Here is a 12387-nt window from a genome sequence, read left to right as displayed (position 1 = left end):
TAACTAAATTAATAGATCATGTTAAACTTCGAGTTATACAATCCTACCAATTACATTTTTGGTAAAAATCAAATAGAAAAATTAGCGAATTTAATTCCAGCCCATGCAAAAGTTCTTTTAGCGTATGGTGGTGGAAGTATTTTTAAAAATGGCATTCATAAACAAGTAACGGAACACTTAAAAGGTTTTGAAGTTATTGAATTTGGCGGAATTGAACCCAATCCACGTTTTGAAACCTTAATGAAAGCTGTAGAAATTATTCGTACTGAAAAAATTACTTTTATTTTAGCAGTTGGTGGCGGAAGTGTTATTGATGGCGTAAAATTTATTTCGGGCGCTGTAAATTATGAAGGAAATGCAGTTGATATATTAAAAAACAGAATTTTATTTAAAGATATTTCAAAAGTAATTCCTTTCGGAACGGTATTGACATTACCTGCTACGGGTTCTGAAATGAATTCAGGAGCAGTAATTACTATTGATGCCACACAAGAAAAACTAACATTAGGTGGAAGTGCTTTGTTTCCTCAATTTTCTATTTGTGATCCAACGGTAATTCAATCGTTACCTAAAAGACAACTTCAAAATGGCGTGGTTGATGCTTTTACACATGTTTTAGAGCAATATTTAACCTTTCCGCAAGACGCAATGTTGCAAGACCGAATTTCAGAGGGAATTTTACAAACTTTAGTTGAAATTGGACCAAATGTTGTAGAAAATCCAACCGATTATAAATTAGCGTCTAACTTTATGTGGTGTGCTACAATGGCTTTGAATGGATTGATACAAAAAGGTGTTGCATCAGATTGGGCCACACACATGATTGGTCACGAATTAACCGCTTTATACGAAATTGATCACGCAAGAACATTGGCGATTATTGGTCCGAACTTATATCGAGTGATGTTTGATTCAAAGAAAGAAAAATTAGCACAATTTGGAGTAAGAGTGTTTAATATAAAAGGAAATTCAACGGAAGAAATTGCTGAAAAAGCTATAGAAAAATTAGTATCTTTCTTACAAGAAATGGGAATGGAAACCAAACTTTCTCAAGCTACTTCAAACTATTCTGATACAGCCAACTTCATTGTAAAGCGCTTTGAAGAAAGAGGTTGGAAAGCCTTAGGTGAGAAACAAAATATTACCTTAGAAAAAGTAAAAGAAATTGTGGAAAGGAGCTACTAAAGTATGTAAAAAGTAAAATTAAAAAAAGCGTCCAAGAAATGTATCTTGAGACGCTTTTTACTTACAAAAAACTACTAACTAAACTACTATTAATATTATTTAATCGATATAATAGTATTTTCAATAGTCGTGCCAGAAAATACATCTTCACAATAAATTAACATTATTTAAGGTTTTTTAATATTGATTTCGTTATACTTATTGAAATTGATATTATTATTGCATATTGACATCCAAAAGTGTATTTTTGGAATTCATAAATTTAGAACATGGAAAGCAACAAAAAATTTGCAGTTATTGGAGGCGGAAGTTGGGCAACAGCTATTGCCAAGATGTTATGTGAAAATCAAGAAAAAATTGCTTGGTACATGCGTAGTACATATGCTTTAGAGCATTTGAAACAGCAAAAACATAATCCAAATTATTTAAGTTCAGTAGCTTTTGATACTAATAAATTACTACTTACAAACGATATTGATGAAGCCATAAAATTTGCTGATGTAGTTATTTTTGCCATTCCATCTGCTTTTTTAAGTGCAGAATTAGAAAAAATGACAGTAACTTTAGAAGGAAAAATTATTTTTTCTGCAATTAAAGGAATTGTACCTGAAACAAGTTTAATTGTTGGCGAACATTTTCATGAAACATTTTCTATTCCTTACGATAATATTGGAGTCATTACCGGACCTTGTCATGCAGAGGAAGTAGCATTAGAGCGTTTATCGTATTTAACTATTGCTTGTTCTGATGAGAAAAAGGCAAAATATGTAGCTAAAAATTTGGCATCTTATTATATAAAAACTAAAACATCTGACGATATTGTTGGAACAGAATACGCAGCAGTTTTAAAAAATATTTATTCTATTGCAGCCGGTATCGCTCATGGTTTGGGTTATGGAGATAACTTTCAAGCGGTTTTAATTAGTAACGCCATTCGTGAAATGAAAAAATTCATTCGCAAAGTACATAGAATGAAACGTAATATTAACGATTCAGCCTATTTAGGAGATTTGTTAGTAACTGGATATTCTGTTTTTTCAAGAAACCGTATGTTTGGAAATATGATAGGCAAGGGTTATACTGTAAAATCCGCTCAAATGGAAATGAGTATGGTGGCGGAAGGCTATTATGCTTGTAAAAGTGCATATAATTTAAATTTAGGATATAAAGCTAAAACACCTATTATTGATGCGGTCTACCAAATTTTATACGAAGGTAAAAATGCCAAAAGTGTATTTAGTAAATTAACCGAGAAGTTGGATTAGTTAAAAAGGTTTAAGTTATAAGGCAAAAGTTTCGTTTAACATATTTTAACCTTAAATACAATACCCAATCCCTTAACCCTTCACCCATAACCCTATACCAAAAAACATGTATTTCATCAATGTTATTCTTCCATTAAATCTAGATAAAACGTTCACTTATTCTGTGAATGTGGAAGAATACAAGTTTTTGCAACCAGGAATGCGCGTTACGGTTCCGTTTGGAAAAACTAAAGTGTATACGGCTTTAGTTGTAGAAAAACATACCAATCCTCCTGTTTTGTATGAAGCTAAAGAAATCAGCCAAATTATTGATGATGTTCCTATTGTAAATGAAATTCAACTAAAACATTGGCACTGGCTTGCCTCATATTATATGTGTTCGATAGGCGAAGTTTTTAAATCGGCGTTACCTACAGGATTAATTTTGGAAAGTGAAACGATGATTTCTTCTTCGCATACAGAATCGGATAAAACACTTGCCACAGATGAAGAATTTTTAGTTTTAGATGCTTTAGAAAATAAATCATCCATTACGATTTCGGAAATTTCTCAGATTTTAAATAAGAAAAATGTAATTCCAATTGTTCAAAGCTTGTTAGCTAAAGGATTATTGTCAATGCATGATGAAGTTCAAGATACTTACAAACCCAAATTAGTAAAATATATTAAACTTCAAGAAGAATTTTTGCAAGCCGATAATCTTCAAGAATTACTTGAAATATTAGGAAAAGCAAAAAAGCAAAAAGAAATTGTTTTAACCTATTTTCAATTGCAAGCGACGGAGAAAAAGCCAATCGCTGCAAAATTGTTAATTGAAACATCTGGAGTTAGTGCTGCTGTAATTAAATCGTTAGTGGACAAAAATATTTTCGAAGAATATTACATAAATACGGACCGCGTTTCATTTGAAAAAGAAGCCGATTACGAAATTCATTTAAGCGAATCTCAAGCCACAGTTTTAGAAACCATAAACGAAAAATTCACGCAATTTGATGTTAATTTATTACACGGCGTTACCGCTTCTGGTAAAACGGAAGTCTATATAAAACTAATCGAAGCATTTTTACAACAAGACAAGCAAGTATTATTTTTATTACCAGAAATTGCATTAACTACTCAGTTAGTGCAACGATTATCCGCGTATTTTGGAAACCAAATTGCGGTTTTTCATTCGAAATACAATTCAAATGATCGTGTTGAGGTGTATAATCATGTGTTGCAAAATTCCGAAAAAGCAAAAGTCGTTTTAGGTGTGCGAAGTGCCTTGTTTTTACCGTTTTCTAATTTAGGTTTAATTGTGGTTGATGAAGAACACGAAGCTACCTATAAACAACAAGATCCAGCGCCACGTTATCACGCCCGAGATGCCGCAATAGTTTTGGCAAAGTATCATCGGGCAAAAGTGTTATTAGGAAGTGCTACGCCGAGTTTAGAATCGTATCATAATGCTAAAACCAATAAATATGGTTTAATAGAAATGTTTACCCGATTTAATAATGTGGTGTTACCAGAAATTCATTTAATCGATTTGAAAGACAAATATTTCCGCAAACGAATGGATGGTCATTTTTCCGATGATTTATTGGAAAGAATGAACGAAACATTAGAAAATAAGGAACAAATTATGCTTTTTCAAAATCGCAGAGGGTATTCGCCATATATTGAATGTAAAACTTGTGGACATGTACCTCAATGTCCAAGTTGTGATGTGAGTTTGACTTATTACAAATACAAAAATCATTTAAAATGTCATTATTGCGGACACAGCATGGCAAAACCAACGCATTGTCACGCTTGTAATTCGTTAGATATTTCTGCGAAAGGTTTTGGTACCGAACAAGTGGAATTAGAATTGATAAAATTATTTCCTAATAAACGAATTGCCCGAATGGATCAAGACACCACACGAGGAAAATTTGCTTTTGAAAAAATGATTGATGCTTTCAAAAATCAGGAAATTGATATTTTAGTAGGTACACAAATGTTAGCCAAAGGTCTAGATTTTGAAAACGTAACTTTAGTAGGAATTTTAAATGCAGATAATTTATTAAATCAGCCGTATTATCGCGCTTATGAACGGGCCTATCAAATGATGGTTCAAGTAGCAGGGCGTTCGGGTAGAAAAGCAAAAAAGGGGAGTGTAGTGATTCAGACTTATAATCCTATGCATAATACGATTCAGCAAGTAGTAAATAATAATTATACAGCGATGTTTACTGAGCAATTGTACGAAAGACGTAATTTTCAATATCCACCATACTTTCGTTTGTTACAAATAAAATTAAAGCATAGAGATTACGAAAAACTTCGTGAAGGCGCAACTTGGCTTTATAACGTATTAAAACAACATGTAGCTGTTCCCATACTAGGACCAGAAGAACCAGCAATTAATAGAATTAGAAATGAATATATTCGAATCATTCTAATTAAAATTCCAAATAATGCTAATAATCTTATTGGGACAAAAAAAATAATTAAAAAAGCATTGGTAAGTTTTGAAGCTACATCGCAATATAGAGCAATCAAAACAACCATTAATGTGGATTATTAATACTTGTTTAATAATTTTCTAATACAGAAATAATTTCCTCTTTTTTATTTCTACTTAATGGAATTTTTTCTCCATCTATTTCAACCTGTTTGCTATTAAAACGATCGACTTTATCTAAATTAATAATGTACGATTTATGAATTCTAAGAAAATTATCTTTTGGAAGTTCTATTTCAAAAGATTTCATAGTAGACAATACAAGATGCGTGTCTTCGTAGGTTACAACTTTGATATAATCGCCAAAAGCTTCCACCCATTTTATGTGAGTGGTGTAGACTTTTATTTTTTTTAGATTACTTTTTATTATTAAATGCGGTCCGTTTTCGTCATGAGTTTGGACATGTATTAAATGGTGCATTTCTAACGCCTTTTTTGCAGCTACTAAAAAACGCGTTTTTTTGATAGGTTTTTGTAAAAAATCTAATGCAGAATAATCAAATGCTTTTAAGGCATAATCAGCTTTTGAAGTAATAAATACAATTAATGGCTTAATTTTTAAACCATCAATTAAATCAAAACCAGTAATATGTGGCATTTCTATGTCTAAGAAAATTAAATCAACAGTATTATTTGCAATATAATTCTTAGCCTCTAATGCGTTTGAAAAATCACCACCTAATAGTAAATTAGGATGTTCCGAGATTAACTTAGCAATAGAAATACGTTGAATAGAACTGTCATCTACAACAATAGTGTTTAATTTCATATTTTGGTATTTATTACATATATTTTCATTGTAATTATTTTAAACTAATTTTTGTAAAACTAAAAATTTATTTGATTCATACCATAAAAATATATAAAAAAACAAAAGAAAACTAATATTGTATAAAAAATAAATAGTTTTAATGAATTTGTAAATTAAATATTAATGTTTATATTTGCACCCAATTTAAAAATACGTACACATGAAAAATTACGAAACTGTTTTCATTTTGAATCCCGTTTTATCTGATGTTCAGGTAAAGGAAACAGTAAGCAAATTTGAAGATTTTCTTACTTCTAAGGGTGCCAAAATGGTATCAAAAGAGGATTGGGGCTTAAAGAAATTAGCCTATGAAATCCAACACAAAAAAAGTGGATTTTACCATTTATTTGAATACCAAGCTCCAGCGGAATTAATCATTTCTTTGGAAACGGAATTAAGAAGAGATGAAAGAATCATGAGATTCTTAACTGTTTCTTTAGATAAACATGCTGTTTCTTGGGCAGAAAGAAGAAGAGAAAAATTAAAAACTAAAGCAAACTAATCATGTCAATAGCTAACAACGGTAAAAAAGAAGGAGATATCAGATATCTTACTCCTTTAAATATTGATACTAACAAACAAAAAAAATATTGTCGTTTTAAAAAATCTGGTATCAAGTATATCGATTATAAAGATGGCGACTTTTTATTAAAGTTTGTAAATGAGCAAGGTAAAATTTTACCAAGACGTTTAACGGGTACTTCTTTAAAATTTCAAAGAAAAGTTTCTGTGGCGGTTAAAAGAGCACGTCATTTGGCTTTAATGCCTTACGTTGCGGATTTATTAAAATAATATTAATCATTTGTTGTTCCGCTACAGCGGGACTAACTTATAAAAATAAAGGACAACAAAATGGAACTAATTTTAAAACAAGACGTTCAGAATTTAGGTTTTAAAGACGATGTAGTAACTGTAAAAAATGGTTACGGTCGTAATTTTTTAATTCCTCAAGGAGCAGCTATTTTAGCAACTTCTTCAGCTAAAAAAGTGTTAGCTGAAAATTTAAAACAAAAAGCACATAAAGAAGCTAAGATTGTTGCAGATGCTAAAGCTACTGCAGAAGCAATCAAAGCGTTAGAGATAAAAATCACATCAAAAGCTGGTGGTGAAAAATTATTTGGATCAATTACTAATGCAGATATCGCTCAAGCTTTAGAAGCAAACGGACAATCAATTGATAGAAAGTTTATCACTTCTGGTATTGTTAAAAGAACTGGAAAATACAATGCTACTATTCGTTTACATAGAGAAGTAATCATTGAATTAGCTTATGAAATTGTTGCTGAAAAAGCATAATTTTATTTAAAATATTTCTTTAAAAAAAGCGTTGCAATTGCAACGCTTTTTTTATTTTTACGGAACATTAGTTTTTTTTCACAAATATTCGTAAATGAAATATACCCGATTAACAAAAGAACAATTAGAAGAACTTCATCCTGAGTTTATTACTTTTTTAGCGACTCAAACTATTGATAAAAAAGAATGGGATAAACTTAAAGACAAATCTCCAGAAATTGCTTTGCAAGAAATAGATGTGTTTTCTGATTTAATTTGGGATAAAGCTATTACCAATGTTCGATTTATAGATCATTTTTCAAAAAATCACATATTTCTTTTTAAATGTCACGATACTTTTTTAGAATCAATAATTGTTCATACTTCTGAAGATTCCGTTGATTTCTTCACAACTGAAGGATTAGAATGGTTAGGGAATAATCTTTTTTCTGATGCAGTCACTATTCAAACAGGTAAAAAAGAAGTTTCCGAAAATCGAAATGAAGAAGTTTTTAAAATAATTGAAAACGGAGGAATAATTAGTAAAGGCGACTTATATAGTAAACTAACTACACTTATTAATGTATCATAATATGACTGTTTTAGAAACTATTCAATCTTTAAGAGCAGAATTAAATTTGCATAATTACAACTACTATGTGTTAGATAATCCTACGATTTCTGATTTTGATTTTGATGTTAAATTAAAACAATTACAAGATTTAGAAGCAGCCAATCCTTCTTTTCATGATGAAAATTCACCAACGCAACGTGTTGGCGGAGCTGTTACAAAAAATTTCAATACGGTTGAACACGAATATAGAATGTATTCACTTGATAATTCCTACTCTAAAGAGGATTTGTTAGATTGGCAAACAAGATGTCAGAAAATTTTAGGCGATGTTGATTTAGAATTTACTTGTGAATTAAAATATGATGGCGCCTCGATAAGTATCACGTATGAAAACGGAAAATTGGTACGTGCGGTAACACGTGGCGATGGTTTTAAAGGCGATGATGTAACTCAAAACATTAAAACAATAAAATCTGTTCCGTTACAATTACAACCTGGTTTTCCAGAAAAATTTGATATTCGAGGAGAAATCATTTTGCCTTTCGCAGGGTTTGAAAAAATGAATCAAGACTTAATTGAAATTGGAGAAACACCTTATTCAAATCCAAGAAATACGGCTTCAGGAAGTTTAAAACTACAAGACAGTGCTGAAGTGGCCAAGCGCCCATTAGAGTGTTTGTTGTACGGAATGATTGGCAATAGCTTAGCAATAAAAACGCAATATGAAAGTTTAGAATTGTCTAGAAAATTAGGGTTTAAAGTTCCAAATCAAAGTAAATTAGCTAGTAATATCGAAGAGGTTTTTGAATTTATTACATATTGGGATAAAAACAGACATAATTTACCTTATGAAACAGATGGAGTAGTTGTTAAGATAAACAATATTCATTTTCAGGAAGAATTAGGTTATACGGCAAAATCACCACGATGGGCTATGGCTTATAAATTTAAGGCAGAACAAGTCAGTACAGTTTTGCAATCTATTTCTTATCAAGTAGGAAGAACAGGTGCCATAACACCAGTGGCAAATTTAGAACCTGTTCAACTAGCAGGGACAATTGTAAAGCGTGCCTCTCTTCATAATGCAGATCAAATTGCAAAATTAGATATTCGTGTAAATGATGAAGTTTTTGTAGAAAAAGGTGGCGAAATTATTCCAAAAATTATTGGCGTGGCTAAAAGAGGAAATCAAGCACAACCAACAGTTTATATTACAAATTGTCCTGAATGTGATACGAAATTAACTAGAAGTGAAGGCGAAGCAAATCATTATTGTCCAAATTTTTATGGCTGTCCACCACAGATTATAGGTAGAATTCAGCATTTTATTACACGAAAAGCAATGGATATTGATGGTTTAGGTGGTGAAACTGTGGCTTTATTATATCATGCGGGGTTGGTTAAAAATTATGCTGATTTATATGATTTAAAAAAAGAACAAGTAGTGGTTTTAGAAAGGATGGCGGATAAATCTGCTGATAATCTAATTTCAGGAATTGAAAATTCAAAAGCAATTACATTTGATCGTGTTTTGTATGCATTAGGTATTCGTTATGTAGGCGAAACGGTGGCTAAAAAATTAGCAAAACAGTATAAAAATATCGATAACTTGGCTAAAGCTGATTTACTAGATTTAGTTACAGTAGATGAAATTGGAGAACGAATTGCGCAAAGTGTGATGGATTTTTTCCAGAATTCAGAAAATATAGCTATAATTAATAAACTAAAAGCAGTCGGGATTCAGTTTGAATTAAATGAGATTTCTACTGCTGTTTCTACTATTTTAGAGGGAAAAATATTTGTTGTTTCTGGTGTTTTTGAAGTTTTCTCTCGAGACGATTTGAAGAAAGCTATCGAAGATTATGGTGGAAAAGTAGGAAGTTCTATTTCTGCGAAAACCAATTATGTTATCGCAGGAGCCAATATGGGACCTGCTAAATTAGAAAAAGCCAACCAACTAAAAATAGAAATTATTGACGAATACCAATTTCAAAAAATGATAAACGCTTAAGAATTAAATTATTACAATATTTTTTTCATGAAGCTTTTGAAATAATGTTAAAGTTGTAACAAAAATTATGTAAAGATGTTTCGTATTTTTACTTTTGATTATCAAATATTTGAATGGATTACATTAATTTTGTATAAGGTGTAAAGTTGCAATGATTAATAAAATAGTAAAGGATTTTTTTCTTAAAAGAAAAATAAAAAATAAATTAGAAAATTATAAGCTACAAGTGTCTTTAAATAAGATAGTTAAAGTAGGAGTTTTGATAGATGCAAATTATTTTACAAACCAAGAAGAGTTAATTGAAGATATTATAAAATATGGAATTCTAAAAGAAAACATTGAAATATTATCCTTTGTAAATAAAAACAAAAAAACAATTCTTGAAAAATTTGATTATTTTTTCAGAAAAGACATTTCTTTAGGAGGTTTATTTAAAAGTGACAGAGTCACTAATTTTACCGAACAATCTTTTGATTTGTTAATTAGTTATTACGACATTCAAAAGCCAACACTACTATTAGTTACAAGAAGTTCTAAAGCAAAATTTAAAGTAGGTTTTCAAACCATTGATAAAAGAGTAAACCATTTAGTAATCAATTCTATTGCGGAAAATTATTCGGAATTTATTTCAGAATTATTCAAATATTTAAAAATACTTAAAAAAATATAATATGCAATCATTAATAGGAACAGGTGTAGCCTTGGTAACGCCTTTTAAGAAAGATTTTTCTGTTGATACAGCAGCATTAACGAGAATTATAAACCACGTAATTGAAGGTGGAGTAGAATATTTAGTAATATTAGGTACAACTGCAGAAAGCGCTACGTTAAGTGCAGCAGAAAAAGAAATAGTAATACAAACTATTGTTGCTGCAAATAAGGGCAGAGTACCTATGGTTTTAGGAGTAGGAGGTAATAATACAGCTAAAGTGGTTGAAGAACTAAAAACAAGAGATTTATCCCCATTTGCAGCCATTTTATCGGTATCACCATACTATAACAAACCAACTCAAGAAGGAATTTACCAACATTTTAAAGCCGTTTCGGAAGCATCACCAATACCAATTATTTTATATAATGTACCAGGAAGAACGTCGAGTAATATGTTGCCTGCTACGGTAATACGTTTGGCTAACGATTTTAAAAACATTATCGGAATTAAAGAGGCAGCTGGCGATATTGTGCAAGCAATGAAGTTAATTCAAACCAAACCAGAAGGGTTTTTAGTAATTTCTGGTGACGATATGATTACCTTGCCAATGGTTTTAGCAGGAGGATCTGGAGTAATATCTGTTATTGGCGAAGGTTTTCCAAAAGCATTCTCTGAAATGGTTCGATTGGGATTAAACAAAAAAGTTGATGAAGCCTATGAATTACATTATAAATTAGCTGATTCTATTGATATGATTTTTGAACAAGGAAATCCTGCTGGTATTAAAGAAGTCTTTAAACATTTAGGTTTATCTGAAAATATTGTACGCTTACCGTTGGTAAATGTAGACGAAAATTTATCTGTAAGATTGAATAATTTTATTAAAAACTTAGCATAAAAATCTTTTTGTAAAACGTAAAAATATATCTACCTTTGCAGTTGGTTTTTAAAACTGCGCTAATGCGTAATCTAACATAAAATATGAACAAATTTTTATACATACTTTTAGTAATTCTTTCTATTTCATCCTGTAGTCCATATCAAAAGGCTATGAAATCAGAAGATATAGAATTAAAAACAAAAGTATTTACAGAACAAATTGAGAAAAAAAAATATTCTAAAGCAATAAGATTATTTGAACAATTTGCTTCAGCACTAAGAGCAAAGCCTCAAGGGGAAACGGCTTTTTATAATTACGCAAAGGCATTATATAATACGAAACAATATATTTCTGCTGCTTATGAGTTTGAAAGATTTGCAAGTAGTTATCCAAAAAGTCCATTGGCTGAAGAGTCCGCATTTTATGGTGCAGAGTGTTATAGTAGGTTATCGCCTAAATATAGTTTAGATCAAGTAGATACAGATAAAGCATTAAGTAAAATTCAAGTTTTTGTAAATAAATATCCAAATTCTACTTTTTTACCAAGAGCAAATGAAATTGTAAAAGAACTATCTGAAAAATTAGAGCTTAAAGCATTTGAAATTGCAAAACAATACAATACAATTGGTGAATTCACTAGAGATTATAACGCGGCTATCATTGCATTAGATAATTTCGTTTTTAATTTTCCAGGTTCAAAATATAAAGAAGATGCTTTGTTTTACAAATATGATGCTATGTTCAAATTAGCAACAAACAGTGTTCCTTCTAAAAAACAAGAAAGATTAATTTCTGCAAAAACATATTACCAAAATTTAATAAAATTTAAAACAGATACCAAGTATTTACAACAATCAAATAAAATGCTTGAAACCCTAGAAGAAGAATTGAAACAATATACAAATTAATCAATATTATGGATTTAAAGAAAACAAATGCTCCAGTAAACACCGTAACTTATAATAAAAGTGTAATTGAAGAGCCAACTGGAAATGTATATGAAGCAATTACTATAATAGCAAGAAGAGCCAATCAAATTAATTCTGAGATTAAAAAAGAATTATTAGATAAGCTGGATGAATTTGCTACTTATAATGATAGTTTAGAAGAAGTTTTCGAAAATAAAGAACAAATTGAAGTTTCTAAATATTACGAAAAATTACCTAAACCACATGCTTTAGCTGTTCAAGAATGGCTAGAAGATAAAATTTATCATAGAGATACTAAATAATTTAAACTTTAATTA

Annotated in this window: 13 protein-coding genes; 12 read left to right on the top strand and 1 reads right to left on the bottom strand. The window is 30.3% G+C overall.

The annotated features are described in order from the left end of the window. Window positions 1-18: 18 nt before the first annotated feature. The 3 genes from ABWP60_RS04995 (at window position 19) to priA (ending at window position 5001) form a co-directional block, all read left to right on the top strand. Complete coding sequence (locus ABWP60_RS04995) at window positions 19-1185, top strand: iron-containing alcohol dehydrogenase (RefSeq protein WP_353149393.1); 1167 nt, start codon at window positions 19-21, stop codon at window positions 1183-1185. A 269-nt stretch (window positions 1186-1454) separates the two neighbouring features. After that, window positions 1455-2450, top strand: coding sequence for an NAD(P)H-dependent glycerol-3-phosphate dehydrogenase (locus ABWP60_RS04990; protein ID WP_353149390.1), 996 nt, complete (start codon window positions 1455-1457; stop codon window positions 2448-2450). Between the two features lie 106 nt (window positions 2451-2556). After that, entirely contained in the window at window positions 2557-5001 is a 2445-nt protein-coding gene (gene priA / locus ABWP60_RS04985; RefSeq protein ID WP_353149387.1) for a replication restart helicase PriA, read from the top strand. Window positions 5002-5008: 7 nt separating this feature from the next. On the opposite strand, the gene ABWP60_RS04980 is transcribed toward priA, so the two are convergent. Next, window positions 5009-5707, bottom strand: coding sequence for a LytR/AlgR family response regulator transcription factor (locus tag ABWP60_RS04980; RefSeq protein ID WP_353149384.1), 699 nt, complete (start codon window positions 5705-5707; stop codon window positions 5009-5011). A gap of 202 nt (window positions 5708-5909) precedes the next feature. Here ABWP60_RS04980 and rpsF point away from each other — a divergent pair, with 202 nt between their 5' ends. The 9 genes from rpsF (at window position 5910) to ABWP60_RS04935 (ending at window position 12372) form a co-directional block, all read left to right on the top strand. After that, entirely contained in the window at window positions 5910-6251 is a 342-nt protein-coding gene (gene rpsF, locus ABWP60_RS04975) for a 30S ribosomal protein S6 (RefSeq protein WP_353149381.1), read from the top strand. 2 nt (window positions 6252-6253) lie between these two features. Further along, window positions 6254-6541, top strand: a complete 288-nt coding sequence (gene rpsR / locus ABWP60_RS04970) for a 30S ribosomal protein S18 (RefSeq protein ID WP_091312528.1) — start codon at window positions 6254-6256, stop codon at window positions 6539-6541. 60 nt (window positions 6542-6601) lie between these two features. After that, on the top strand, window positions 6602-7045 hold the full coding sequence (gene rplI / locus ABWP60_RS04965) for a 50S ribosomal protein L9 (protein ID WP_353149378.1): 444 nt from the start codon (window positions 6602-6604) through the stop codon (window positions 7043-7045). A gap of 94 nt (window positions 7046-7139) precedes the next feature. Then, on the top strand, window positions 7140-7616 hold the full coding sequence (locus ABWP60_RS04960; protein ID WP_353149375.1) for a DUF6495 family protein: 477 nt from the start codon (window positions 7140-7142) through the stop codon (window positions 7614-7616). A 1-nt stretch (window position 7617) separates the two neighbouring features. Then, the gene (ligA, locus tag ABWP60_RS04955) at window positions 7618-9609 is read left to right on the top strand and encodes an NAD-dependent DNA ligase LigA (RefSeq protein WP_353149372.1); all 1992 of its coding nucleotides are present in this window, start codon (window positions 7618-7620) and stop codon (window positions 9607-9609) included. Between the two features lie 151 nt (window positions 9610-9760). Further along, window positions 9761-10279, top strand: coding sequence for a DUF6913 domain-containing protein (locus ABWP60_RS04950; RefSeq protein ID WP_502904810.1), 519 nt, complete (start codon window positions 9761-9763; stop codon window positions 10277-10279). Window position 10280: 1 nt separating this feature from the next. Continuing rightward, a complete protein-coding gene (gene dapA, locus ABWP60_RS04945) occupies window positions 10281-11159 on the top strand; it encodes a 4-hydroxy-tetrahydrodipicolinate synthase (RefSeq protein ID WP_353149367.1) in 879 nt (292 codons plus the stop codon). 83 nt (window positions 11160-11242) lie between these two features. Continuing rightward, the gene (locus ABWP60_RS04940; RefSeq protein WP_353149364.1) at window positions 11243-12049 is read left to right on the top strand and encodes an outer membrane protein assembly factor BamD; all 807 of its coding nucleotides are present in this window, start codon (window positions 11243-11245) and stop codon (window positions 12047-12049) included. A gap of 8 nt (window positions 12050-12057) precedes the next feature. Next, window positions 12058-12372, top strand: coding sequence for a DNA-directed RNA polymerase subunit omega (locus ABWP60_RS04935; protein ID WP_353078717.1), 315 nt, complete (start codon window positions 12058-12060; stop codon window positions 12370-12372). Window positions 12373-12387 lie beyond the last annotated feature (15 nt).

This window comes from Flavobacterium sp. (assembly GCF_040402895.1).
Classification (GTDB): Bacteria; Bacteroidota; Bacteroidia; order Flavobacteriales; family Flavobacteriaceae; genus Flavobacterium.
The sequence above is the reverse complement of the archived record's forward strand: the minus strand, read 5'-3'. Positions and strand labels throughout refer to the sequence as shown.